Below are 25,649 nucleotides of genomic sequence, written 5' to 3'. Positions count from 1 at the left end.
CGAAACCCCCGAATGATGGCCAAATGGCATTTGTCGGGGAACCCAACCCCCCAGGCAAATGGCGCACTATGACCTCTACGAACACTTCTGCCAATGCGGTCCCCGAGTCGTCGCTCCCGTCCACCTCGCTGACCGCAGGCGGTGCTCGAGACCTGCCGGCCCCTCGCGTTACGCCGCCGGCGCAGTACCTGTACTTCACCGAGCAGGACATCCAGCGCATCCTCGACAACCTCGACGGCCTGCGCGACCTGGTGTTCCCGCAGAACCTGCATGTCGAGGACGAAGACCAACTGCGCCTGGAGCAGCAGTTCCCGTCGGTGTGCCTGATCGGCCTGGGCCGTTGCGGCTCGAACATCGCCCTGGACGTGGCGGAACTGGTGTACAACGCCCGCACCTTCTTCCTCAACGAGTTCAACAACGAAGACCGGTTCAAGGGTGAAGGGGGCTACAGCCCGGCGCGCTGGATCCGCCAGAACCTGCGCCTGGTACAGAACAAGGGCGCAAAGCCGGTGTTTCTGGTCGAGCCGCTGGTGATGCTCGGCGACCTGGACAAGGACATCGCCGGGCGCATCCGCTTCTCGCGCAAAGGCGAGCGCGGCGGCTTTTTGCGCGACTACAGCAAGATGAAGATCATGGACCTGTCCGAAGTGCACGCGGGCGGCGCCGGTAACGCACCGATCCTCGGCCAGTACCTGGCCAAGATCATCCTCAACAAGGACACCCAGCGTTTTTCCAGCGCCGACTGGAAGCTGATCCACTCCTACCTGATCGACTCCTGCGGCATCAAGGCCAACCAGTCGCGCCTGTACTTCTACATCTTCAGTGCCGGCGGCGGTACCGGCTCGGGCATGGCCTCGGAGTTCGGCCTGGCCCAGCAATACTCGTACATGAACAAGACCTTCGACACCAAGCCTGCCGACGAGAACGACGGCAAGAGCGGGCATTCGTTCGTCTTCGAGCCAATCTTCACCAGCGGCATCTGCGTGCTGCCCAACGCCTCCGACCACCGCAGCGAAATGTCCGAGGCGCTGCACATCAACGCCGGGCGCCTGCTGTGCAAGTACCTGTCTGAAGAATGGGACTTCTCGTACAACTTCGACAACGAAGACAGCAGCGAAGCCAGCGTCATGGGCCGCATTCGCCCGTGGAACGCAATGATGCTGATCTCCAACGACATCATGCGCTACGCCGAAGAAAGCGACGACGGCACGATCCAGAACATCGACGTCAACGCCATGGAGAAGCACGCCAACCAGTACATCTCCCAGCAGATCTTCAACATCCTCACTGCCCAGGCGGTGACCACCGACTACGACCAGAACTACTTCCGCCGCGCCGGCATCGACATCGGCGAAACCATCCGCCTGGACGCCAACGACCTGTTCATGAGCCTGGCGGGCCCTGTGGCCATCGCCTACGCCGAGTCCGTGGTGCCGGAAGTGCCGCCGGCCGGCTCCGACAAGTTCAAGGTGTTCGAGCGCGAACAGCCGCGCCTGGACATCGACGACCTGTTCTTCCGCTCCATCGACCTGCCGCACTTCAACAAGCAGACCCAGGCCATCGAAGGCATCAGCCTGCTGCCGATCGAGTCGCGCCGCTACCGCGCAGCACTGGAGCAGTACCAGGCCTCGGGCTACGACGCCGCCGCGCTGCACGATCTGCACTTCTTCAAGAACTGCTCCTCGGTGGTGTCGATCGTATCCCTGCCCAAGGACTACAAGCTGTCGTACATGGACCTGAACCGGCTCAAGACCCACCTCAACAGCCTGTTCCCCAACACCACGCTCAAGCGTTACGCGCTGGTGATCGGCGCCTCGGCCAACCTGTCGCTGACCACCCTGATCGCCAAGAGCCCATGCCTGTCGGACGACTTCCTGACCCTGATCGTAGCCTTCATCAAGCGCTGTTTCGCGCGCAATGCGTACCGCTTCGACGACACCATGGACAACGCCATCCTCGAGTTCATCACCAGCGAACACTTCGACGAGGGCCGCATCGACGAGCTGCTCAACGAGTTCGAAAATCCGGCGAAGATCCTCGACACCAACTGGTACGCGATCAAGCCGATGTACGAGAAGAAGTACCGCGAGCTGATCAACGACAAGAGCCGCTTCGTCTCGATCAACGACATCCGCCTGTCGCGCGAATGCGTGAAGAAAGCCGTGAAGTACCTACGCGAGATCTTCCGCCACCGCATCGGCAAGACCCGGGTGATCTCGCTGAACAGCCATACCGGGCGGGTGGATTACTAAAGCGCTACACGGCCCCTGTAGGAGCCGGCTTGCCGGCGATCACCGGCAACGCCGGTGCCAGACCACAGATCGATATTGCCTGGGCTGGCCCTATCGCCGGCAAGCCGGCTCCTGCAGTTGATCAGCAGGGCCGGCGCTGGCAATTACGCATTCCGTAAACTGTTACCGCCCCGCCGAATCGCCCCGCCACTGTTACCAACTTCCACCTTACGTGAGCGTCAACGCGCACCATTGCGGTGCGCCTGCGCATTTTCACGCACTAAAAAAAACCGGCTTATTGCGTTTTCTTCGCCTGGATCACGATGAACGGCGAAACCACCACCGCCCAGATCTCTGGATCGCGGGTTTGCAGGTCGAGTGCCTGCTCGGCGCTGACCGGGCCGACAGTGCCATCACTGCGCCACTTGGCGAAGATCTCGCTGCGATTCTCGGCCATTGCCTCGGCAACGGCGATCAGGTCGAGGCTGGGGTCGACCCAAATCAGGTCACCCTTGGCCCAGAAACGCTCCAGGGCTTTCCACTCGATGATGGCTGTCTCGCCGAGCAATTTGGCATAGAGGGTGCTTACTTGATCTGTCATGGGTTTACCTGCGCAAAGATCGTCCAACAAAAAGGCCGGCATTTTTGCAGAAAAACCCGGTTTCAAATACGTAATTTGGTCGATCAGGCCCGAACTTGTGGGGGCGGGCCAAAGGTGCAGGCAAAACGATGGCGCTTTTCTGTATCTTTATGTCGATCACGCGACACCTCCGAGTCCAGACGCTTTTCGCCCGCTTTTCAAGCGCTCGGACAGCGCTCTACACTGTACCGGTACAGTTCCGGGACACGATTCTCGGGGGAAGGTGGGGTTGCGGCTGGGCGTAGCCAGCCGCAAATCCCGCCCGGTCTGTAGCCCTGGCCGCCAGGACTATAAGAATTACAACAGAATGAGTGGAGCACTATGATCAAGATTTCCAAGCTGTTCGCCGCAATGGTCCTGGCCGGGGTTGCCAGCCATTCGTTTGCCGCCGATACCATCAAGATCGGCATCGCCGGCCCTAAAACCGGCCCGGTCACCCAGTACGGCGATATGCAGTTCATCGGCGCCAAGCAAGCCATCAAGGACATCAACGCCAAGGGCGGCGTCGATGGCAAGATGCTTGAAGCCAAGGAATACGACGACGCCTGCGACCCTAAACAGGCCGTTGCCGTCGCCAACAAAGTGGTCAACGACGGCGTCAAGTTCGTCATCGGTCACCTGTGCTCCAGCTCCACCCAGCCTGCGTCGGACATCTACGAAGACGAAGGCGTGATCATGATCACCCCGGCCGCCACCTCGCCGGAAATCACCGCCCGTGGCTACAAGCTGATCTTCCGCACCATTGGCCTGGACAGCGCCCAGGGCCCGGCTGCCGGCAACTACATCGCCGACCACGTCAAACCGAAAGTGGTCGCGGTACTGCACGACAAGCAGCAGTACGGTGAAGGCATCGCCACCGCGGTCAAGCAGACCCTCGAGAAGAAAGGCACCAAGGTTGCCGTCTTCGAAGGCCTGAACGCCGGTGACAAGGACTTCTCCTCGATCATCCAGAAGCTCAAGCAGAACAACGTCGACTTCGTCTACTACGGCGGCTACCACCCAGAGCTGGGCCTGATCCTGCGCCAGGCTCAAGAAAAGGGCCTGAAAGCCAAGTTCATGGGCCCGGAAGGCGTGGGTAACGACTCCATCTCGCAGATCGCCCAGGGCGCCTCCGAAGGCCTGCTGGTCACCCTGCCGAAGTCGTTCGACGCCGACCCAGAGAACAAGGCCATCGTCGACGCCATCAAGGCCGACGGCAAGGACCCAAGCGGCCCGTTCGTGTTCCCGGCCTACTCGGCTGTGGAACTGATCGCCAAGGGCATCGAAGCGGCCAAGTCCGAAGACACCGACAAGGTGGCAGCCGCCATCCACGCCGGTTCCTTCAAGACCCCGACCGGCACCCTGTCGTATGACGCAAAAGGCGACCTGAAAGACTTCAAGTTCGTGGTTTACGAATGGCACTTCGGCAAGCCGAAGACCGAAGTCTCCCCTCAGTAACTGCGTGACTAATAGCTGACCGAGAAGCCCACTGTGCGAGCAGTGGGCTTTGTTTTACGAGGTTCTATGGGCCCGATTCCCGCGATCCGGGAGCCTGCCCACCTGAAAATCTTAAAACCGTCACCCGCGGTTTCCTGGCAGTGCCCGCAAAAGATCACGTGGCGAAGACCACGAGAACATGGGCCGGGGTCATCCCCCACCAGTGAAATGCAAATCAGGTTTTTAGGAGCGCTGTAATGCCTGAGATCTACCATTTCCTACAACAACTGGTTAACGGATTGACCATCGGCAGTACCTATGCCCTGATCGCCATCGGCTACACGATGGTGTACGGCATCATCGGCATGATCAACTTCGCCCACGGCGAGGTGTACATGATCGGCAGCTACGTGGCCTTCATCGCCCTTGCGGGCCTGGCCATGATGGGTATCCATTCGCTACCGATCCTGATGACCGTGGCTTTCGTCGCCACCATCTGCGTCACCAGTGCCTACGGCTACAGCATCGAACGGGTCGCCTACCGGCCGCTGCGCAACAGCAACCGGCTGATCCCGCTGATCTCGGCCATCGGCATGTCGATCTTCCTGCAGAACACCGTGCTGCTCTCGCAGGACTCCAAAGACAAGTCGATCCCCAACCTGATCCCCGGCAGCTTCTCGTTCGGCCCCGGCGGCGCCGAGGAAGTACTGGTCTCGTACATGCAGATCCTGGTGTTCGTGGTGACGCTGATCGCCATGACCTGCCTCACCCTGTTCATCTCCCGTTCCCGCCTGGGCCGCGCCTGCCGCGCCTGCGCCGAGGACATCAAGATGGCCAACCTGCTGGGCATCAACACCAACAACATCATCGCCCTGACCTTCGTCATCGGTGCCGCCCTGGCGGCCGTGGCGGCCGTGTTGCTGAGCATGCAGTACGGGGTGATCAACCCCAACGCCGGCTTCCTGGTGGGCCTGAAAGCCTTCACCGCAGCGGTACTGGGCGGCATCGGCAGCATTCCGGGCGCCATGCTCGGCGGGCTGGTGCTGGGTGTGTCCGAAGCCTTCGGCGCCGACATCTTCGGCGACCAGTACAAGGACGTGGTGGCATTCGGTCTTTTGGTTCTCGTCCTGCTGTTCCGGCCGACCGGCATCCTGGGCCGTCCGGAGGTTGAAAAAGTATGAACAGAAATCTCAAACAGGCGTTCTTCAGCGCCTTGCTGGTCTGGGCCGTGGCCTTCCCGGTGCTGGGCCTGAAACTCAGCATCGACGGCATCAGCCTGGCGGTACACAGCCAGGGTTCGTTCAACCTGACCATCATCAGCGTGTGCTCGGTGCTGATGTTCCTGCGCGTGTTGTTCGACAAGCAGTGGAGCGCGGTGATGGGCCGTCGTTCCGATCGCAAGCTGATCTCGCCGGCGGTGAGCAACTTCCTCACCCTGCCCAAGACCCAGCGCTGGATCATCCTCGGCCTGATCGTGGTCGCCCTGGTGTGGCCATTCTTCGGCTCGCGCGGCGCCGTCGACATCGCCACGCTGATCCTGATCTACGTGATGCTGGGCCTGGGCCTGAACATCGTGGTGGGCCTGGCCGGCCTGCTCGACCTGGGCTACGTCGGCTTCTACGCGGTCGGTGCCTACAGCTACGCGATGCTCTCGCACTACCTGGGCTGGAGCTTCTGGGTGTGCCTGCCGATCGCAGGGCTGATGGCCGCCACCTTCGGCTTTTTGCTCGGTTTCCCGGTGCTGCGCCTGCGCGGTGACTACCTGGCCATCGTGACCCTGGGCTTCGGCGAGATCATCCGCCTGTTCCTGCGCAACCTCACCGACTGGACCGGTGGCCCCAACGGCATCAGCAACATCGAAAAACCGACGTTCTTCGGCCTCACTTTCGAGCGCCGCGCCGCCGAGGGCATGCAGACCTTCCACGAGTTCTTCGGGCTGGAATACAACTCGATCAACAAGGTGATCTTCCTCTACTTGGTGGCCCTGCTGCTGGCCCTGCTGGCGCTGTTCGTCATCAACCGCCTGTTGCGCATGCCCATCGGCCGTGCCTGGGAAGCGCTGCGTGAAGACGAGATCGCCTGCCGCGCGCTGGGCCTGAACCCCACCGTGATCAAGCTTTCGGCGTTCACCCTGGGGGCCTGCTTTGCAGGCTTTGCCGGCAGCTTCTTCGCCGCCCGCCAAGGGCTGGTGACACCGGAATCGTTCACCTTCATCGAGTCGGCGATCATCCTCGCCATCGTCGTGCTGGGCGGCATGGGTTCGCAGTTGGGCGTGATTCTGGCGGCCATCGTGATGATCCTGCTGCCGGAGATGATGCGTGAGTTCAGCGAATACCGGATGCTGATGTTCGGTGCGCTGATGGTGTTGATGATGATCTGGCGTCCGCAGGGCCTGCTGCCCATGCAACGTCCACACATGGAGCTGCGTCGATGAGCCGCGAAATTCTGCAAGTCAGCGGCCTGAGCATGCGCTTCGGCGGCTTGTTGGCGGTCAACGGCGTGGGCCTGACCGTCAAGGAGAAACAGGTAGTCGCGCTGATCGGCCCCAACGGCGCCGGCAAGACCACCGTGTTCAACTGCCTCACCGGCTTCTACAAGCCCAGCGGCGGCACCATCCTGCTCGACGGCCAGCCCATCCAGGGCCTGGCCGGCCATCAGATCGCCCGCAAGGGCGTGGTGCGAACCTTCCAGAACGTGCGCCTGTTCAAGGAGATGACCGCGCTGGAAAACCTGCTGATCGCCCAGCACCGCCACCTCAACACCAACTTCTTCGCCGGCCTGTTCAAGACCCCGTCGTTCCGCCGCAGCGAGAAGGAAGCCATGGAGCGCGCGCAGTACTGGCTGGAGAAGGTCAACCTGACCGAGTTCGCCAACCGTACCGCCGGCACCCTCGCCTACGGCCAGCAACGCCGGCTGGAAATCGCCCGCTGCATGATGACCCAGCCGCGCATCATCATGCTCGACGAACCGGCCGCCGGCCTGAACCCCAAGGAGACCGAGGACCTCAAGGCCCTCATCGCCTACCTGCGCGAATCCCACAACGTGACCGTGCTGCTGATCGAGCACGACATGAAGCTGGTGATGAGCATTTCCGACCACATCGTGGTGATCAACCAGGGCACGCCCCTGGCCGATGGCACGCCAGAAGAGATTCGCGGCAACCCTGATGTGATCAAGGCCTACCTGGGGGAGGCGTAAATGCTGAAGTTCGAGAACGTTTCCACCTTCTACGGCAAGATCCAGGCGCTGCACAGCGTCAACGTCGAGATCAACCAGGGCGAGATCGTCACCCTGATCGGCGCCAACGGTGCCGGCAAGTCGACCCTGCTGATGACCCTGTGCGGCTCGCCCCAGGCCCACAGCGGCAGCATCAAGTACCTGGGTGAGGAGCTGGTTGGCCAGCCTTCCTCGCACATCATGCGCAAGAGTATCGCGGTAGTGCCGGAAGGCCGCCGCGTGTTCGCCCGCCTGACCGTCGAGGAAAACCTGGCCATGGGCGGTTTCTTCACCGACAAGGGTGACTATCAGGAGCAACTGGACAAGGTCCTGCACCTGTTCCCGCGCTTGAAGGAGCGTTACATCCAGCGTGGCGGCACCATGTCTGGCGGCGAGCAGCAGATGCTCGCCATCGGTCGCGCCCTGATGAGCAAGCCCAAGCTGCTGCTGCTCGACGAGCCGTCGCTGGGACTGGCGCCGATCATCATCCAGCAGATCTTCGACATCATCGAACAGTTGCGCCGCGACGGCGTGACCGTGTTCCTGGTGGAGCAGAACGCCAACCAGGCGCTGAAGATCGCCGACCGCGCCTATGTGCTGGAAAACGGCAAGGTGGTGATGCAGGGCACCGGCGAAGCCCTGCTGACCGACCCGAAAGTGCGCGACGCGTACCTCGGCGGTTAAGTGAACAAAGGGCCTTCGCAGACTGTGTGAAAACACACTGACAGGCCCCAGACCAAACGCCCCGACTTGTTCGGGGCGTTTGTTTTTGTGCTGAAAAAGGCTCTTCAGCCCATCATTTGCATCATTTGCTTGGCACTCAGGACGCTGATCGCTCGCTTGAGGTTGTAAGCGGTCACAGCGAGAGCCATTTCAGCTCTTGTGCCTTCGAGTTGTCGCAGCAAGAAGCGCCCGTTTCCAAATAGCCATTGTTTGAGATTACCAAACGGGTGCTCCACGATGGATCTACGCCGCTCCATCATCTCTGGATGCAGCTGCATCCGCTGCGCCATGCGCTCAAAGGCTTCCTCTTGAGCGTGACGCGAGACATAGCGGCGCTTGGCCGTCGTGCATTGGGCTTTCAGCGCGCACCCGGCGCAATCACTGATCGCCGCCTGGTAGATCCGATCGCCCTTGTAGCGCTGCTTTAGCGTTAGCCACTGACCTGCCGGGCACTGGTACCGATCCTGTTCGGCGTCGTAGGTAAAGTCCTTGCGCTCGAATAATGCCTCGCCGCCTGGGTTCGAGGTTCGGTTTGGCGGCACGTACGCGGTAATGGAGGCTTCCTCACATGCCTGGAACTGCTGGCCATTCGAGTAGCCCATATCGGCTGTCACGGTCAGCGCTTCCTGCCCCAGTTCAGCCTTGGCCGCTTTAGCCATGGGTTCAAGCTGCTTGCGATCATCGCCTTCTTGCGTCACCTCGTGATGCAAAATCAGGCAGTGTTCTGCGTCAACGGCGGTCTGCACGTTATAGGAAACACGCGCTCCTTTTGGCGTGCGCATCATTCGGGCATCGCTTTCGTGCGTGTTGAATTGCTCCAGCCCCATCGATTCCATCAAGGCCTGACAAGTGCGGTTGTCTTGCTGCTTTGCCTCAAGCTTCGCCAGGGCCGCTTTGATCGCAGTGCGATCTATTACTTGCTCGCCCTCAGACTGGTCAGCGGCATCCAACTCAGCCAGGTATTGGGCGATCCGCTTATCCAGCTTCTCGTCTTGGCGCTTGAGTTGATTCAAGTTCAACTGGCGTCGCGCGGAAGCGACCGCCTGAAACTTGCTCCCGTCGATGGCAACCAGGTCACCGGCAATCAAACCGGCAGTTCGGCAGAACTGCACAAAGGCCCGGCACGTCGTAACGAAAGCAGCTTTGTTGTTCTTGCGGAAGTCAGCGATGGTCTTGAAGTCAGGTTTGAGTCGGTTGATCAACCACATCACTTCGATGTTGCGCTGGCACTCGGCTTCCAGACGCCGCGATGAACGGATGCGCTGAAAATAGCCATAGAGATAAAGCTTGAGCTGGTCGGCGGGGTCGTAGGCGGGGCGCCCAGTGGCCTTGGGCTGGGCCTTGTCGAAACCTAGCTGCGCCAGATCCAGCCTAGCGACATACAGGTCGATGACACGAACGAGGTGATCCTCGGGGATCAGCTCTTCCAGCGAGACCGGGAACAGACTGGTCTGGCTGCGGGATTCTCCCTGGATGTAGGCCATAACGAAAAATGCTCCGTATCTTTCGATACGGAGCATTCTCTTAAAGGGCCGGGCAGATTGCTAGGTTTTCACACAGTCTGTTCGGGCCCTTTTTTCTTGATGCCAGCACCCCAACAGTGGCCACATTCCCTGTAGGAGCTGGCTTGCCAGCGATGAGGCCAGGCCTGCAAAAGCACGCCTGCTGCACCGGCCCCATCGCCGGCAAGCCGGCTCCTACAGCGGGTGAGCCACACAGCCCCTTGTGATCCCCGCCCACCCTGAGTAACGTGGCCAGCTCTTCTGCACAGTCTCCCGGAGCCCGCCCCATGCGCCTCACCCCTCCCCTGTTTCTCGCTGCCCTGCTGCCGCTGTTCGCCGGTTGCCAGATGCTGGCCGAAAAACCGGCCGACCCGAACATCGGTACCACGCGCATGCAGGGCGAGCTGAGTGCCGGCGGCGGCCACCTGCTGTTCAAACCCTGCAGCGAAGCCCGCCAGTTCGTCATCAACGACGCCGGCAGCACCGCGATCCTGCAGGAAGCCGCCAACCTGGCCAAGGACTCCAAGGACAAGCTGTTCGCCGACCTGCGCGGCCGCCTGGCCGGCAGCAAGCAGGCCGGCAGCGACGGCCAGGTCGATGTCACCCGCCTGTACCGCCTGGAACCCGGCGCCCGCGGCTGCGAAGACCCCAACTTCAAACAGCTCACCCTGCGCGCCAGCGGCCACGAACCGGACTGGGACATCAAGGCCAGCGGCAAGGGCATGGTGCTCAACCGCGTTGGCCAGCAACCGCTGCCGCTGCCATTCCTTGAAGAAGAAATGCCCGGTGGTGGCCTGAGCCTGTCCAGCGAGGCCAACGGCCAGCGTGTCGAGCTGTGGGTCGCGCCGCAGCGCTGCGTCGACCCCGCCACCGGCGCCATCCGCCACCTCAAGGCCGAGCTGCGCATCGACGGCAAGACCCTGCAGGGCTGCGCCTACTACGGCGGTGCCCGCGACCTCTGACCGCCGGGCACTTTTAACCTGCCAGCCGGGGCGGCGAACAGCTTATACTTGGCGGTTTGTGTAAAGCCGCCGGCCGCCCATGGCCGGGATACTGGACCCTGCCATGCTACGAATCAACGAACTCAAGCTGCCCCTGGACCACTCCGACGACGAGCTGCGCGCAGCCATCGTCCAGCGCCTGGGCATCGCAGATGAGCAACTGCTCGGCTTCACCCTGTTCAAGCGCAGCTACGACGCGCGCAAGAAGAACAGCGAACTGCTGTTCATCTACACCCTCGACCTCGAAACCAGCAACGAAGCCGAGCTGCTGAAAAAATTCGCCGACGACCCGAAGATCGGCGTGGCCCCGGATGTCAGCTACAAGTTCGTAGGCCAAGCGCCAGCTGACCTGGCGCAGCGCCCGCTGGTGGTCGGCTTTGGCCCCTGCGGTATCTTTGCCGGCCTGCTGCTGGCCCAGATGGGCTTCAAGCCGATCGTGCTCGAGCGCGGCAAGGAAGTGCGCCAGCGCACCAAGGATACCTGGGGCCTGTGGCGCAAAAGCGTGCTCAACGCCGAGTCCAACGTGCAGTTCGGCGAAGGCGGCGCCGGCACCTTCTCCGACGGCAAGCTCTACAGCCAGATCAAGGACCCGCAGCACCACGGCCGCAAGGTGCTCGAAGAGTTCGTCAAAGCCGGTGCGCCAGATGAGATCCTGTACATCAACAAGCCACACATCGGTACCTTCCGCCTGACCAGCATGGTCGAGAAGATGCGCGAAGAAATCATCAACCTGGGCGGCGAAGTGCGCTTCGAGCAGAAGGTCACCGACCTGGTCACCGACGGCGAGCAGTTGACCGGTGTGGTACTGCAAAGCGGCGAGCAGCTGGATTCGCGCCACGTGGTGCTGGCCCTGGGCCACAGCGCCCGCGATACCTTCCGCATGCTCCACGCCAAAGGCGTGTTCATGGAGGCCAAGCCGTTCTCGGTGGGCTTCCGTATCGAACACCCGCAGTCGCTGATCGACAAGGCGCGCCTGGGCAAGTACGCCGGCCACCCGAAGCTGGGCGCCGCCGACTACAAGCTGGTGCACCATGCCAAGAACGGCCGTTCGGTGTACAGCTTCTGCATGTGCCCGGGCGGCACCGTGGTCGCCGCCACCAGCGAGCCGGGGCGCGTGGTCACCAACGGCATGAGCCAGTATTCGCGTAACGAGCGCAACGCCAACTCGGGCATTGTCGTGGGTATCGACCCCGAGCGTGACTACCCGGGCGGACCGCTAGCCGGTATCGAACTGCAGGAACGCCTGGAAGCCCACGCCTACGTGATGGGCGGCAGCAACTACCAGGCACCGGCGCAGCTGGTCGGCGACTTCGTTGCCGGGCGCCCATCCACTGCCATCGGCAGCGTCGAGCCGTCGTACAAGCCGGGTGTCACCCTGGGCGACCTGGCGCCGAGCCTGCCGGCCTTCGCCATCGAAGCGATCCGCGAGGCACTGCCGGCCTTTGACCGCCAGATCAAAGGCTACAACCTGCACGACGCGGTGCTGACCGGCATCGAGACGCGCACCTCGTCGCCACTGCGCATCACCCGTGGCGCCGACCTGCAGAGCCTGAACCTCAAGGGCCTGTTCCCGGCTGGTGAAGGTGCAGGCTATGCCGGCGGCATCCTGTCGGCGGGTGTCGATGGCATTCGCATTGCCGAGGCGGTGGCGCGGGACATTCTCGGGCTCTGAAGCTTTACGGCCTGCAAGGGCCCTATCGCCGGCAAGCCGGCTCCTACAGAGTTTTGCATTTCCCTGTAGGAGCCGGCTTGCCGGCGATAGGGCCAGTGCAAAAAATAAAAACCCCGAACAGGCCAGGCCCGTTCGGGGTTTTGTTTTATACGCCGGTCAGTGCGAAACGCGACTGGTGCCATCCACGGTCATGATGCGCACGCGCTCACCCACGCGGAAGATCTCGTTCTGCTGCACTTGCTGCACATAAGCACGCATGCTGCCGTCGTCTTCACGCACGGTAATTTCCACGCCCTGGGTGCGGGTCAGGCCTTCTTCGGCCGCAGAACCTGCCAGGCCACCGGCCACGGCACCGATCACCGCAGCGACGATGCTGCCACGGCCACCGCCGACGGCGGAACCGGCCACACCACCGACGATGGCGCCAGCGCCGCCGCCGATCGGGGTCTTGGTGCCTTCGATCTTGACCGGGCGTAGGGATTCGATGGTACCCATACGCACGGTCTGCACGCGACGGGCCTCATCACGGGAGTAACTGTCGCCGGTCAGCGACGACTGGCAGCCGCCCAGCAGCAGCGACATGGTGGTGAAGCTCGCCACCAGCAAAACGGATTTACGCATGGGAAAAATCTCCATTAGTCACGGTGAGGATTAGACGCTTAGCCATGACGGGTGTCACGGTGCAAATGTTATAAATTTGTTCTCATTCAGCTCGGGTACAGCCAGCAGCGGCTGTGGAGCGGGCTTTTCACGTTGGACCAAGGATAGCCATGGATTACTTCATCGTGGTCATAGTCACGATTGCCGGCCTGTATTTCCATGGTTGGCTCTATGTTCGCATGCGCCGCTGGATGGACCGTGATCTTGCGCTGTCGCTGGCCGGAGATGACCCGCAGCGGCGGGCTTACATGCTGGCGTTGCTGCAGCGGGCGCGCAAGGAGAAGGTCAAGCGCAAGGCGTTGGGGGAATGGTTGCAGCGGGAGGCCGAAAAAGGTCGATGAGGGGCTGCGTAGCAGCCCAATCGCCGGCAAGCCGGCTCCTACAGGGTCTGTGGGAACCGGCTTGCCGACGATTGGGCCTGATTCAATTCACGGCGCCAGGCGCTCACGCAACCACTGCCCATCCACCAGCCGGTAATTCAGCCGGTCATGCAGGCGGCTCGCCCGGCCCTGCCAGAACTCCACACGTTCCGGCAGCAAACGGTAACCGCCCCAGTGTTGCGGGCAATGGGGTTGGGTGTCGCTGAAGCGCGCTTCGGTGGCTTTCACCAGCCCTTCCAGCTCGGCGCGGTCGGCAATCACCCGGCTCTGCGGCGAGGCCCAGGCCCCCAGGCGGCTGCCCAGCGGGCGCACCTGGTAGTAGTCGTCGGACTCCTTGGCCGTGACCTTTTCCACCCGCCCCTCGATGCGCACCTGGCGCTCCAGCGCCGGCCAGAAGAAGGTCATCGCAGCGAAAGGGTTCGCGGCGATGTGCTGGCCCTTGGCGCTCTCGTAGTTGGTGAAAAAGGTGAAACCACGGGCGTCGAGTGCCTTGAGCAGCAGCACCCGGCAATGCGGGCGGCCGTCGGCGTCGACCGTGGCCAGGGTCATGGCGTTGGCTTCCACCGGCAGCTGCTCGGTTTTCACCGCGTCGGCGAACCATTGGTGGAACAGCGCGAACGGCTCCCCCGGGGCCTGGGCTTCGGCCAGGCCATCACGGGTATAGTCGCGGCGCATATCGGCCAGGGATTGGGTCATGACTGCGTTTCCTTGACGATCAGTTGGTCTTCGCAGGGCTGTTGGCGGCGACTTTCTTGTCGGTGGCGGCCTTCTTCGCGGCAGGTTTTGCCGGGGCAGCTTTCTTCTTGGCGGCAGCGGTGGCCTTGGCCGGGGCTTTAGCTTTGGCGACCGGCTTTTTCGCCGCAGGTTTGCCGGCTGGCTTGACGGCCGGCTTGGCAGCGGCGGCCGGGGCCTTGACGTCCTGGGTAGCTACCAGCGCGGCAGGTGCAGCAGGCGGTACCGGCTGCTGGTACTTGGCCAGCAGCGCAACCATGGTGTTCTGCGGAGTCAGCAGCAGTTCCACGCGGCGGTTCAAGGCGCGGCCGGCAGCGCTGTCGTTGGCCGCACGCGGCATCAGCGAGCCCATACCCTTGAGCATCAGGCGGTCACGCTGCAGGCCGCTCAAGCGGAAGATCGCCGATACCGAGGCGGCGCGCTCCAGGCTGAGCTTCTGGTTGGCAGCGGTGGCGCCGGTGTTGTCAGCGTGACCTAGGATCAGGATGGCGGTCTTGCTGTCGGCTTCGATGGCCTTGGCTACCTGGGTGATCGGGCCGAGGGTAACCGGCAGCAGCATGTTCGGGCGGTCCGGGTTGTAGGCGCCATCCACCGGGATGGTCACTGCCAGCACATCTTCGCGGCGCTCCAGCTCGAACTTGCTGCCCTTGATAGCCTCGCGCACCTTGGGTTCGTACTGGTCAAGCCAGGCCTGGGTGGCCTTCTGGTCGATCTTCGGCACGGCGGCCGTGGCTTGCACTTTGCTGTCGTCACCGCCGAACGGCCACCACCAGCGGCTGCTGCTCTCAGACTTGGCGTCAGCCTTGGCGACGTTTTCGGTAACGGCGGCCTTCACTTCCTTGTCAGCGACTTTATCGGAGCCAAACGGCCACCAGCTCAGGCCGCCGTCCTTCGACGTCTCCTGCGAGTGGCTGGCGCAGCCGGTCATGGCCAGGCACAGGGCGAGTGCTAAGGTTTTATGTGAAGACATCAGCGATACACCATGAAATAGAAAGGAATTTTGCCCACGCAATCAGGCGTTGGCATTGAGAATAGTCAAAGGGCCCGGGCAATACCCGCGTTACCCGATCAAAGGCAACCGCCCAGTACCCGCACCAGCTTCTGCGCGCGCGGGTCCATCAGCACATAGGGGCCGAGGGTGTTGGTGACAAAGCCAAAGGCCACGTCGTGTTCGGGGTCGGCAAAGCCCACCGAGCCACCGGCACCCGGGTGGCCAAAGGCGCGGGCGCCAAGGCCGAAGGTGGCGTTGGCCACCTCCGGCTGGTCGAGCATGCAGCCAAGGCCGAAGCGGGTCTGGGTGAGCAAGGTACGGTCCTGGCCCAGGCTGTGCTCGCGGGTCAGTTCGTCGAGCAGTTCGGACTCCAGCAGGCTGCCATCCAGCAGACCGGCATAGAAGCCGGCCAGGCTGCGGGCATTGCCGTGGCCGTTGGCCGCCGGCTGCTGCATGCGCCGCCATTCGGGTTTGTTTGTGCTGGTGAGGATCGCCGGCGGGTTGGTGAAGGCGCGGGTCGACAGTGCCTCGGGCTCGCGCATGGTCACCTGCAGCAGGCGCTGGGCAGCAGCATCGCCGGGGTTACCCTTGCCACGGGCGATGTGCGCCACGCGGTGGAATTCTTCATCGGCCAGGCCCACGTGGAAGTCCAGGCCCAGCGGCCGTGCGGTACGCGCCACGATGGAATCACCCGGGCCACGGCCATCGGCGCGGCGAATCAGCTCGCCGATCAGCCAACCGTAAGTAATGGCGGCGTAGCCATGTTCAGTACCCGGCGCCCACCAGGGAGCCTCGGCGGCCAGGGCATCGACCATCACTTGCCAGTCGTAGAGCGCCTCAGCCGGCAGCAGCTGGCGAATGGCCGGCAGCCCGGCGCGGTGGCTGAGCAGTTGGCGCAGGGTGACATTGTCCTTGCCGGCCTGGGCGAACTCCGGCCAGTAGCGGGCCACGGGGGCGTCGAGGGCCAGCTTGCCCTCACCCACCAGTTGCAGGGCGGTGACGGCAGTGAAGGTCTTGGTGCAGGAGAACAGGTTGGCGATGGTGTCGCTGTGCCAAACCTCGTGGCCGTCCTTGTCGGCGCTGCCGGCCCACAGGTCGACCACGGTCTGCCCGCCGACCTGGATGCACAGCGCCGCGCCACGCTCCTGGGGATCCTCGAACAACGCGGCGAAGGCATCGCGCACCGCCTCGAACTTCAGCTCATAGTGACCCTGGATCTGCACCCGCTACCTCTCCGAACGACCTGGCTGGCAAAGGCGTGCATTGTTTCAGTAGTTGGACGGTTTGCCTACTGGAGATGGCTGGGTGGTTGGTTGCGCAAATGAAACAAGGTAGCAACCTGTAGGCGCCGGCTTGCCGGCAATGAAGCCGGGCCTGTTGCCAACGCTGATGGCCCTATCGCCGGCAAGCCGGCGCCTACAAGGGGCCGCTTAGGGCGCGGGCTTTTGCAACTGAGCGCGCAATTGCGTGGTCAGTTGCAGGTTGCTCCGGCGCACCGCCTCGACAAAGCCCGGGTAGGCCACATCGGTGATGCCCACCAAACCCAGGTGCCCGTTCTCGCCGTCCAGCAGCCGACCGCTGGCAGGCTGGTCGAGGTACTGGAACCAGTGCGCGCCAACGATCATCGGCTGGGCCAGGGCAGCCTTGAGGAAGTTGGCGTAAGCCGGGCCGCGATCCTCTTCACGCGCCACCTCCACCGGGCCGGGCCAGAACGGGCCGCGGTCACGGGAGCCGAACTGGAACTCCGAGACCAGCACCGGTTTATCCAGCTCGGCCAGGCGGGCGAAGTCGTAACCATCCTCGGGCTTGAGGGTATAGAAGTTGAAACTCAACACATCGCAGAACTCGGCACAGGCCTTGACCGCCTCGGGCGTGCTCACCGCATAGCGCCCACCCAGCAGCAGGTGGTTCGGCGCGTGCCATTTGAGCGCATCGGAAATGGTCTTGAAGTAGGTCTGGGCGAACACCAGCTGGAAATACTGGTAGTCGCGCTCGATTTCCGGGTGTTCGGGGTTGGGCATCGGTGCCTCGAAACCTGGGTCTTCCATCAATTCCCACGCGCTCAGCTCGATGCCCCAGGCCTTCGACAACCCTTCCTGGTTACGGTACTTGTCACGCAGTTGCTTGAGGAACGCGCGCTTGGCCGGCACGTCGGTGGTCAGGCGCAAGGTGCCGTAGGCCAGGCCATAGCGGGCCTTGGGGTCATCCCCCGGGGCTGCCCAGGCCAGTTCGTTGTCGGCGAAGTAGCCAATCAGCCAGGGATCGTCGCGGTGATCGCGGGCAGCGATGGCCACCGCGCGTTCGGTGGCCATGGCAAAGCGCGGGTCGAACGGGTCAGGCATGCGCCCCCACCAGTCCATGCCGGTACTGATGCTGGCGTAATCGCCGACGATCGCCAGCGGCAAGGTGTAGGGCATGCGCCGGGCCTGCTCCAGGCCCGGGTCGCTCCAGTTGCCGAGGGTATTGAAGCCCCAGGCCTGCAGGCGGTCGAGGGTGTGCGTTTGCCAGCGCGGCGCATCGAGCGCCAGTGGCGGGCAGGCCTCGGTAGCGCCCGAGCAGGGCTTGCCGTAGGTACGTTGCAGGTTGGCGGCATAGAAGTCGAACCAGCGCCCCTGCTTGAACCCACGCCCTTGCGACGAGGCATTGCCGTCGTCGTTGTTGCCCTGGCCATAGAAAGCCGCCAGGGCATCGCCCTCGGCGGGCAGGCCCTTGAACATGCCTTCGCGGCCTTGTACGTAGGTGCGCCCACCGTCGGCAGCAACCGCATTGACCCCCAGCGAGTAGAACGGGTGGCCGTCGGGGGTTACCAGGTGCCAGCGCCCGTCACGTTTTTCGGTACGGAAGAAACCCTTGGCTTCGAACGCCGGGCCGGCCTGCAGGCCGCCGTACGGGTCCAGGCCGAGCTTGTCGCGCTCGAGCAGCCAGGCCTTGAGCTGCGCTTGCTCGCGGTTGTCGGCGGCTTTGAGTTGATCGTCGCTTGCGACCTTCTCCGGCCAGTTGCCACGGGTGGACTGGCCATAGCTGTCGACCAGCTGGCTGTAGGCAGCCTGGTAAGCCAGGTCGTCGTCCTGCAGCCCGACCTTTTCGATCAGCAGGCTCTGGGCGACCTTGGGGTTGGGGATGCTCAGGCTGACCGAGATCACCTGCTTGAGGTCAAGCTCGCCGCTGCTGCTGGCCAGCAACAGGCGCTGGCCTTCGTGGGCCCAGGGCATCGGCGGGCCGGCACGCATGCCCTGGCTCAGCGGCGAACTGGCGGTGAGCGGAATCATCACCGTCTGCGCCGGGCCCGCCGGCAGGTCGATGCGGCTGCTGAGGGTGCGCCCGTCGCTGCCCTGCACCTGCACATCCACGGTCAGCGCCCAGTCCATGGCACTTTGCAAACGCAGGGTGAGGTAGCGCCCGGCCGACCAGTCCCAGGCCCCGGCCTGCGGGGTGAGTTGCAGCGTCGGCTTTGCCACCGGATTGAACACCACCCGCCGCAACACTTCGCCTTCGGCCGTCTGCTCGGCGTTGTACTGCGGCATCCCGGCGTCCTGGGTGACGACGTTCACCACCGAGGCGGGGCGCACGAAACTGAACAACGTCTGTTGCCCAGCGAGCAGAGGTGCGCTGAACAACAGGGTGAGCATGGCGGGCAGGGTGCGACGGATCATGGGGCGGTTGCTCTCCTTCTGAGCCCTCATGGGCTCGCGACTGAGTGATGGACAACGGGGCCGGCGCGTCGTGCTCCGGCGGTCAGTCGATTTCCCGCCTGAATGGCGGCAGTGCGTTGAGAATAGCCTTGCCGTAGCGCTGGGTGACCAGGCGCCGGTCGAGCAAACTGATCACGCCGCGGTCCTGCTCGGTGCGCAGCAGTCGGCCGCAGGCCTGGATCAGGCGCAGCGAGGCGTCGGGCACGGCGATTTCCATGAACGGGTTGCCGCCGCGGGCCTCGATCCACTCGGCCAAAGCCGCCTCGACCGGGTCGTCCGGCACCGCAAACGGGATCTTCGCGATCACCACGTGCTCACAATAGGCGCCGGGCAAGTCGACACCCTCGGCAAAGCTGGCCAGGCCGAACAGCACGCTGTGCTGACCGTCATCGACCCGCGCCTTGTGCTTGTTCAGGGTTTCCTGCTTGGACAGGTTGCCCTGGATCAGCACCAGCTTGCGCCAGTCTCGGTCCAGGCCATCGAACACGTCCTGCATCTGTTTACGCGACGAGAACAGCACCAGCGCGCCACGAGCGTCTTCGACCATGGCCGGCAGTTCGCGGATGATCGCCGCAGTATGCGCAGTGGCATCGCGCGGGTCGGCACCCAGGTCTGGCACCCGCAAAAGCCCGGCGTCGCCGTGTACGAAGGGGCTGGGCACCACACACTGCACGGCATCGCGGGGCAGGCCCGAGCGCATGCGGAAACGGTCGAACTTGCCCAGGGCGGTCAGCGTGGCGGAGGTGACCAAGGCGCCGTAGGCGACGTTCCACAGGCTCTTGCGCAGCATCTCGGCGGCCAGGATGGGGCTGGCGTTGACCTCGATGTCGAACAACGCACCGTTTTCGGCCAGGGTCAGCCAACGGGCCATGGGCGGGTTGTCTTCCGGGTCTTCGGCGGTGAATGCGGTCCACAGCTCCCAGTTGCTCTGGGCGCGGGTCACCAGGCTGCCGAACAGCGGGTACCACTCCTCGGCCTGGTGGCTGGCGATGCCGATGTTGTTCTCGCCGTCCATGCCTTCCTTGAGCAGGTCGGCCAGGCGGGTGAACAGGTCATTGAGGCGGGCGAAGCCTTTTTTCAGCTCGATGCCGACTTCGCGGATCTGCTCGGGTACCACGCCGCCTTCGAAGCGGTAGCGCGGGCGGTCGCGGCCTTCCATGTCCTCGCCGGCCCGGAAATCCGCCACCTGCTCGCACAGGGTGAACATGAACTGCTGCTGTGTGCGCACCTCGCGCGCCAACTCCGGCACTTGCTCTATATAGCGGCCCAGGTCACCGGGCAGCGGGTGCTGGGCCAGCAGCTTGGTGAGGTTCTTGGCGGTCTGCTCCAGCCATTCGGCGGTGGAGCGCAGGCGCGAATAATGGGCGAAGTGGCCGATGGCCTTGTCGGGCAGGTGGTGGCCTTCGTCGAACACGTACAGGGTGTCGCGCGGGTCGGGCAGCACCGCGCCGCCGCCCAGCGCCAGGTCGGCCAGCACCATGTCGTGGTTGGTGACGATCACATCGACCTTGCCCATGCCTTCGCGGGCCTTGTAGAACACGCACTGCTGGAAATTCGGGCAATGCCGACCGGTGCACTGGCCGTGGTCGGTGGTCAGGCGTGCCCAGTCCTGGTCTTCGATGGTCTCGGTCCAGCTGTCGCGGTCGCCGTCCCAACGGTTACCGGCGAGTTTCTCGATCATGCTGTTGAACAGCTTCTGGCTGCGCTCGTCGACCTCGATCCTAAAGCCCTCTTCCTCGAACAGCTGGGCGGTGGCCGACTGGGCGTGGCCTTCTTGCAGCAGCACGTCGAGCTTGGACAGGCACAGGTAGCGGCCACGCCCCTTGGCCAGGGCGAAGCTGAAGTTCAGGCCGCTGTTGCGCATCAGGTCGGGCAGGTCCTTGAACACGATCTGCTCTTGCAGCGCCACGGTGGCGGTGGCGATCACCAGGCGCTTGCCGGCGGCCTTGGCGGCCGGAATGGCGGCCAGGCTGTAGGCGACCGTCTTGCCGGTACCGGTGCCGGCCTCAACCGCCACCACGGCAGGTTCGCCCGCACGGCGGCCTTCGTCGTCGGTGGCGATGTCGCCGAGCACCTTGGCCACTTCGGCGATCATCAGGCGCTGGCCGTAGCGCGGCTTGAGGCTTTTGGCTTCGAGGAAACGCGAGTAGGCGCCCTGGATGGTGGCTTTGAGTTCGGTACTGATCATGGTCTGCGGGCGCCCGGAGGGCTGGATATATTTTCAGTGTTTCGCATGGGCCGGCTATCATACCCCGCTATTGCCCTTTGTGCCGCATGGAGATCCGGATGCTCGCCTTTGCCCTGCCCTACACACTGCATGTCCTGGCCGCCCTGGTGTGGGTTGGCGGGATGTTCTTCGCCTGGCTGGTGCTACGCCCGGCAACGGTTGCGGCCCTGGAGGGGCCTGCGCGGTTGCGTTTGTGGGTGGAGGTTTTCCAGCGGTTCTTCAGATGGGTCTGGCTGGCGGTGGCGATTCTGGCTGTCAGCGGGGTGGGCATGATCCACCTGCGCTTTGCCGGGTTCGAGACCGCGCCGCGGTACGTTCAGGTGATGATCGGCGGCGGGATCGTGATGTTTGCGCTGTTCATGCGGATTCAGTCGTTATTGCTGCCTGAGCTTCGCGCGGCGGTGCAGGCTGAGGATTGGGCTTCGGGGGCTGGGGTTTTGGGGCGGATTCGGCGGATGGTGGGGGTTAATCTTCTGATTGGGGTTGGGGTGGTGGTTGTGGCGAGTTCTCGGGTTTTGATTTGATCGGGTTCGGGTTCGGGTTCGGGTTCGGTTCGGGTTCGGGTTCGGGTTCGGGTTCGGGACTTTAGGGTGATTGCTTTGGTAGATGTATGCGCATTCGTTGACGATATGCGCTTTTCGTCACCTTTCCGCCCTTACGGCGGGTAACTTTTTGAAGGATCAAAAAGTCACCAAAAAATCCTTGCTGGTATGACTCACCCACATAGGTGACAAATCAGTTCACGCACATAGGTAACAGTTTTTAACTGGCATGGTCGGTTTTTCGAGGGTCTGACCATGCCTTGGCGAGAGCTGAAACCTATGGACATGAAATTGCTTTTCATCGCGGACTATCTCCATGGGGCGCCTAGCTTCAGCGCCCTTTGCGAGGCCTACGAGATCAGTCGAAAGACCGGTTACAAATGGGTAGAGCGTTACGAGAACGATGGTCCGCCAGGCTTGGAGGAACGCAGCCGTCGTCGGCTGACGCAAGATTGTGCCCGTCGCCGTTCGTGAGGCCATCATCGAATTGCGTGGTCAGGGCCAGACGGAGCCTGGCCCCAAGAAAATCCAGGCAGCTTTACAGGAGCGTTTTCCTGACGAGGCGCCCCTTCCAAGACAACGATCTACAACATCCTCAAGAAGGCCGAGCTGATCAAGCCGCGACGCCTGCGCCAGCGTGTGGCGGTCTATCCCAAGCCGCTGGAAAAAGCGGAGTCGCCCAATCAGCTATTCAGTGCGGACTACAAAGGCCAGTTTCTGACAGGCGCTGGGGTCTGGTGCTATCCGTTGACGATCATGGATCACGCCAGTCGTTTCTTGCTTGCGTGCCACAGTATGGCCAACACGAACTTCCTGGAGACACAGGCTGTGTTCACTGAGGTCTTTCGCGAGAACGGGCTACCTGAACGTATCCGAACCGATAACGGCGTGCCGTTTGCCAGCAAAGGGCGTGCGGGGCTCTCCCAGCTGTCCATTTGGTGGCTGCGCCTGGGCATTATTCCTGAACGTATTGCGCCTGGCAGACCGGAGCAAAATGGTCGGCACGAGCGTATGCACCGAACACTCAAAAGTACGCTTCCGTCACCTCCCGCAGTGGCTTGGGAGGCTCAACAACGGCACTTCGACCGCTTCCGGCAGCACTACAATTACGAGCGGCTCCACGAAGCACTGAAGCAGAAAACACCAGCGTCCTGCTATCAGCCTTCGCCACGCCCGTTCCCGGAAAAACTACCTGAAATGACTTACCCCAGTCATATCGAGAGTCTGCCAGCTGATCGAAGTGGCATCGTCAACCGTCGGGGTTTGAGGATCTACGTAGGTTACGTGCTCAAGCATCAGACCATTGGGCTGGAGCAGGTCGGGGATGGGGTGTGGGATGTTATTTTCGGCCCAATCATTCTCGGCAGGATCGATGAGCGAGATGCCGATGATGGTTATGTAACACTTCAGGTGTTGTCACCTATGTGAGTGAACTTTTGTGTAACCCATGTGGGTGGCCCGTACATGCTCCCATCATCCGGCCCCCTACGCTGCGCTCCGGGGGTTCCCTCGCTCCGGGCTTGCTCCGGAGGTACGCGCCGACGGGCCGTCCCTGGCCCGATCGGCGCTCGACCGGCATCCATGCCGGTCGCCCTCCTACGCAATCCCTACGCTCGGCCTCCTGAAGTCGCGATTTGTGTTGCCTGGACTATTGCGCACTTAGAAGCCAGATCAAGAGCCAGATCAAGAGCTGGAATGTTGGTTTGATTGTTGTTGATGTGTTGTTTGTGCTGACGCCATCGCGGGGCAAGCCCGCTCCCACGCTGATCGCACACTTACTGTAGGAGCGGGCTTGCCCCGCGATCAAATCCTGAGCTCCCACGGTGGCAACTAGCGGTTAGCTGCGCCAATGCAGGCGCCGCCCCTAACTTCGCGACTTCAGGAGGCCGAACGCAGGGATTGCGTAGGGGGGCGACCGGCATGGATGCCGGTCGAGCGCCGATCGGGCCAGGGACGGCCCGTCGGCGCGTACCCCCGGAGCAAGCCCGGAGTGAGGGAACCCCGGAGCGAAGCGTAGGGGCCGGATGATGGGAGCGAGCGGCTTTGCTTACTTTGGCCAAGACCAAAGTAAGCCGCCGTAAGGGCGGAAAGGTGAATAAGCGTCACTACAAATAATGAATGCGCCTACAACTTCCAAAACCAGCCAACCAACCAACGACCAACCCAAAAATCACAACCGCTGCAATATCAACTCCCCAGAAGCCCCCGCCAACCCAGGCGCCCCCTCGGCCCCAGGCCGCCCATTGCCCCCCGCATCGGTGCGATATACCAGGCACCCCTTGCTGGCCCCGCCCTTGCCAGGCTTGCCGGCTGCCCCAGGCTTACCCGCCGCCCCGCCATCAAGCCGCACCACAATCCGCTCCTGGGCAAAACCATCAGGCACCGCCAGGCGAACCCGCCCCCCGGCAGCACCATCATGCCCATTCCCCCCATCATCGCCATTGGCCCCACGGCTGGCCTGCCCCCAGGTGCATCCCCCAGGCTTGCCATTGGCCCCGTCGAGCCCGACATACCCCGGCGCCCCCGCACCACCCCGGGCATCGATGGCCAACTGATCGGCCTCCAACGCCTCCAGGCGCAAATCCAGGTTACGCCCGGGCCGCGCCGCACGCTCATAACTGCCCGCAGCCCCCGGTGCACTGAACTCGCTGCCAGCCCCCAGGTAGGCGCTGGCCGCGACAATACGCAGGTCATGCTCGGCCGGCGCAATGGCAATACGCGCATCACGCCCCAGCTCCAGGTGGTCGATTTTCAGTTCGGTGAGCGAGGCCGGCAGCAGCAGGGTGGCCGAATCAGCCACCCGTAGTTGCTCAAGGTGCACACTGGCCGCCTTGTTGGGCAGGCGCAGCATCGAGTGGGCGGCGACCTCAAGGCTCTCGGCCTGGGCCATGGGCACGGCCAAGGCGGCCAGCAACAACAGTTTACGCACGGCTAGACGCCTCTTCAGGTTTGGGGATGGACATCACATGGAAAATGCCGGTGAGCAGAATCTGCAACCGGTCGAACCAGCGGTGGCTGCGCCCGCGCAGGCTGGCATTGAAAAACAGCACCTCCAGCACATGCAGCGTCAGCAGCACGATACCGGCGGCATTGATCAACAGATTGATCGGTAGCGGCTGCGGCATGAACAGGTTGACCAGCACGATCCACCAGAACACCACCGTCAGCGCCTTGCCCAGGCCCAGGATGAATTTCATACCCCGCCCCCACTGGTTTTTTGTTATGTCGGCGCGGCTCGTTCGAGCGAACCGCGCCGGCAACAGTACCCCTGTTGCAGGGGCACGCGCCAGAGGGTCAGTTCAGGTGCAATTCCACCCGTCGGTTATGCGCCCGGCCCTCGTCAGTGTCGTTGTCGGCTACAGGCTCGCTTTCGCCGCGGCCCTGGCTGGTGACCTTCTGCGGCGCCAGCCCCTGGCTGATCAGGTACTCGGCGACGCTGCTGGCCCGACGTTCGGACAGCCCCTGGTTGTAGCTGTCCGAGCCCACGCTGTCGGTATGGCCGATTACCTTGACGCTGCCCACGCTGGGGTCGCCCAGCTTCGGCATCAGGCTTTGCAGGCGCTGCCGGGCCCCGTCGTTGAGCTCGGCGGAGTTGAAGGCGAACAATACCTGGCCCTGGTCATCGAGGGTGATCACTTCGGGCGCTGCAGCAACCGGCTCAGGCTTGGGTTGCACAGGCGGGTACTGGGGCAACGGGCAGCCCATGTGGTCAACTTGCGTGCCGGCCGGTGTATCTGGGCAACGGTCGCGGCGGTCGAAGACGCCATCGCCATCCTCGTCGCCATCCTGGGCATAGCAGATCAGGCCACCGGCGATCACCCCGGCAGCCCCGGCACCGGCTGCCCAGCTGGAGCTTTCGATGGCGCCGAGGCCACCGCCAACCAGCCCGCCGAGCAGGCTGCACAGAGGCCAGGTCCTTTGATTGAGGGGCGCACTGCCATCGCTGTGGGTGGCGCAACCGGCCAGCAGCCCGGTGGCCAGCACCAGCGGCAGCGCCGCCTTCGACATTACACTCATGCTGAAT

The 25,649-nt window shown here is 63.1% G+C and carries 21 protein-coding genes and 1 pseudogene; 11 read left to right on the top strand and 11 right to left on the bottom strand.

Going from position 1 to position 25,649, the window contains the following annotated elements:
• Nucleotides 1-68: 68 nt before the first annotated feature.
• Nucleotides 69-2,252: a hypothetical protein gene (locus KSS94_RS06115; protein ID WP_217842134.1), complete on the top strand. Its 2,184-nt coding sequence runs from the start codon at nucleotides 69-71 to the stop codon at nucleotides 2,250-2,252.
• A gap of 274 nt (nucleotides 2,253-2,526) precedes the next feature.
• Here the strand turns inward: KSS94_RS06115 and KSS94_RS06110 are convergent, their stop codons facing one another.
• A complete protein-coding gene (locus KSS94_RS06110; protein ID WP_217842133.1) occupies nucleotides 2,527-2,832 on the bottom strand; it encodes a DUF2288 domain-containing protein in 306 nt (101 codons plus the stop codon).
• A 360-nt stretch (nucleotides 2,833-3,192) separates the two neighbouring features.
• On the opposite strand from KSS94_RS06110, the gene KSS94_RS06105 reads away from it, so the two are divergent.
• From KSS94_RS06105 to KSS94_RS06085, 5 genes are all read left to right on the top strand, one after another.
• Nucleotides 3,193-4,308, top strand: coding sequence for a branched-chain amino acid ABC transporter substrate-binding protein (locus KSS94_RS06105; protein WP_217842132.1), 1,116 nt, complete (start codon nucleotides 3,193-3,195; stop codon nucleotides 4,306-4,308).
• A gap of 236 nt (nucleotides 4,309-4,544) precedes the next feature.
• Complete coding sequence (gene livH / locus KSS94_RS06100) at nucleotides 4,545-5,468, top strand: high-affinity branched-chain amino acid ABC transporter permease LivH (RefSeq protein ID WP_217842131.1); 924 nt, start codon at nucleotides 4,545-4,547, stop codon at nucleotides 5,466-5,468.
• Nucleotides 5,465-6,721, top strand: a complete 1,257-nt coding sequence (locus KSS94_RS06095) for a high-affinity branched-chain amino acid ABC transporter permease LivM (RefSeq protein WP_217842130.1) — start codon at nucleotides 5,465-5,467, stop codon at nucleotides 6,719-6,721. The genes livH and KSS94_RS06095 overlap by 4 nt, the downstream gene beginning before the upstream one ends.
• Nucleotides 6,718-7,485 (top strand): high-affinity branched-chain amino acid ABC transporter ATP-binding protein LivG, encoded by a 768-nt coding sequence (livG, locus tag KSS94_RS06090; RefSeq protein ID WP_084856089.1) that lies wholly within the window; start codon nucleotides 6,718-6,720, stop codon nucleotides 7,483-7,485. The genes KSS94_RS06095 and livG overlap by 4 nt, the downstream gene beginning before the upstream one ends.
• Entirely contained in the window at nucleotides 7,486-8,187 is a 702-nt protein-coding gene (locus KSS94_RS06085) for an ABC transporter ATP-binding protein (protein WP_217842129.1), read from the top strand.
• A gap of 104 nt (nucleotides 8,188-8,291) precedes the next feature.
• Here KSS94_RS06085 and KSS94_RS06080 read toward each other — a convergent pair whose 3' ends face one another.
• Nucleotides 8,292-9,710: an IS1182 family transposase gene (locus KSS94_RS06080; RefSeq protein WP_217840929.1), complete on the bottom strand. Its 1,419-nt coding sequence runs from the start codon at nucleotides 9,708-9,710 to the stop codon at nucleotides 8,292-8,294.
• Between the two features lie 305 nt (nucleotides 9,711-10,015).
• On the opposite strand from KSS94_RS06080, the gene KSS94_RS06075 reads away from it, so the two are divergent.
• Both KSS94_RS06075 and KSS94_RS06070 read left to right on the top strand, forming a co-directional pair.
• Nucleotides 10,016-10,690, top strand: a complete 675-nt coding sequence (locus KSS94_RS06075; protein ID WP_217842128.1) for a COG3650 family protein — start codon at nucleotides 10,016-10,018, stop codon at nucleotides 10,688-10,690.
• Nucleotides 10,691-10,793: 103 nt separating this feature from the next.
• A complete protein-coding gene (locus tag KSS94_RS06070) occupies nucleotides 10,794-12,401 on the top strand; it encodes an NAD(P)/FAD-dependent oxidoreductase (protein WP_217842127.1) in 1,608 nt (535 codons plus the stop codon).
• 156 nt (nucleotides 12,402-12,557) lie between these two features.
• On the opposite strand, the gene KSS94_RS06065 is transcribed toward KSS94_RS06070, so the two are convergent.
• Nucleotides 12,558-13,022 (bottom strand): outer membrane lipoprotein, encoded by a 465-nt coding sequence (locus KSS94_RS06065; RefSeq protein WP_217842126.1) that lies wholly within the window; start codon nucleotides 13,020-13,022, stop codon nucleotides 12,558-12,560.
• Nucleotides 13,023-13,171: 149 nt separating this feature from the next.
• On the opposite strand from KSS94_RS06065, the gene KSS94_RS06060 reads away from it, so the two are divergent.
• A complete protein-coding gene (locus tag KSS94_RS06060) occupies nucleotides 13,172-13,402 on the top strand; it encodes a hypothetical protein (protein ID WP_217842125.1) in 231 nt (76 codons plus the stop codon).
• An 87-nt stretch (nucleotides 13,403-13,489) separates the two neighbouring features.
• On the opposite strand, the gene pdxH is transcribed toward KSS94_RS06060, so the two are convergent.
• The 5 genes from pdxH to dinG form a co-directional block, all read right to left on the bottom strand.
• Complete coding sequence (gene pdxH / locus KSS94_RS06055) at nucleotides 13,490-14,137, bottom strand: pyridoxamine 5'-phosphate oxidase (protein ID WP_217842124.1); 648 nt, start codon at nucleotides 14,135-14,137, stop codon at nucleotides 13,490-13,492.
• A 19-nt stretch (nucleotides 14,138-14,156) separates the two neighbouring features.
• Nucleotides 14,157-15,143: an OmpA family protein gene (locus tag KSS94_RS06050; protein ID WP_217842123.1), complete on the bottom strand. Its 987-nt coding sequence runs from the start codon at nucleotides 15,141-15,143 to the stop codon at nucleotides 14,157-14,159.
• 98 nt (nucleotides 15,144-15,241) lie between these two features.
• The gene (locus KSS94_RS06045; RefSeq protein WP_217842122.1) at nucleotides 15,242-16,387 is read right to left on the bottom strand and encodes a serine hydrolase domain-containing protein; all 1,146 of its coding nucleotides are present in this window, start codon (nucleotides 16,385-16,387) and stop codon (nucleotides 15,242-15,244) included.
• A gap of 207 nt (nucleotides 16,388-16,594) precedes the next feature.
• Nucleotides 16,595-18,817: a beta-galactosidase gene (locus KSS94_RS06040; protein WP_217842121.1), complete on the bottom strand. Its 2,223-nt coding sequence runs from the start codon at nucleotides 18,815-18,817 to the stop codon at nucleotides 16,595-16,597.
• A gap of 82 nt (nucleotides 18,818-18,899) precedes the next feature.
• Entirely contained in the window at nucleotides 18,900-21,044 is a 2,145-nt protein-coding gene (gene dinG, locus KSS94_RS06035; protein ID WP_217842120.1) for an ATP-dependent DNA helicase DinG, read from the bottom strand.
• Nucleotides 21,045-21,142: 98 nt separating this feature from the next.
• On the opposite strand from dinG, the gene KSS94_RS06030 reads away from it, so the two are divergent.
• Together KSS94_RS06030 and KSS94_RS06025 are read left to right on the top strand one after the other, a co-directional pair.
• Nucleotides 21,143-21,607, top strand: a complete 465-nt coding sequence (locus KSS94_RS06030) for a CopD family protein (protein WP_217842119.1) — start codon at nucleotides 21,143-21,145, stop codon at nucleotides 21,605-21,607.
• Between the two features lie 273 nt (nucleotides 21,608-21,880).
• Nucleotides 21,881-23,053, top strand: a pseudogene (locus KSS94_RS06025) (integrase core domain-containing protein).
• Nucleotides 23,054-23,795: 742 nt separating this feature from the next.
• Here KSS94_RS06025 and KSS94_RS06020 read toward each other — a convergent pair.
• From KSS94_RS06020 to KSS94_RS06010, 3 genes are all read right to left on the bottom strand, one after another.
• Nucleotides 23,796-24,554 (bottom strand): collagen-like protein, encoded by a 759-nt coding sequence (locus tag KSS94_RS06020; RefSeq protein ID WP_217842118.1) that lies wholly within the window; start codon nucleotides 24,552-24,554, stop codon nucleotides 23,796-23,798.
• Nucleotides 24,547-24,822, bottom strand: a complete 276-nt coding sequence (locus KSS94_RS06015; RefSeq protein WP_217842117.1) for a DUF1145 domain-containing protein — start codon at nucleotides 24,820-24,822, stop codon at nucleotides 24,547-24,549. The genes KSS94_RS06020 and KSS94_RS06015 overlap by 8 nt, the downstream gene beginning before the upstream one ends.
• A 97-nt stretch (nucleotides 24,823-24,919) precedes the next feature.
• Complete coding sequence (locus KSS94_RS06010) at nucleotides 24,920-25,642, bottom strand: PA1041 family peptidoglycan-binding anchor lipoprotein (RefSeq protein ID WP_217842116.1); 723 nt, start codon at nucleotides 25,640-25,642, stop codon at nucleotides 24,920-24,922.
• Between the last annotated feature and the right edge of the window lie 7 nt (nucleotides 25,643-25,649).

It is taken from the genome of Pseudomonas fakonensis, assembly GCF_019139895.1.
GTDB lineage: Bacteria > Pseudomonadota > Gammaproteobacteria > Pseudomonadales > Pseudomonadaceae > Aquipseudomonas > Aquipseudomonas fakonensis.
Note: the sequence above shows the minus strand (reverse complement) of the source record. Positions and strands in the feature narration are given on the sequence as shown.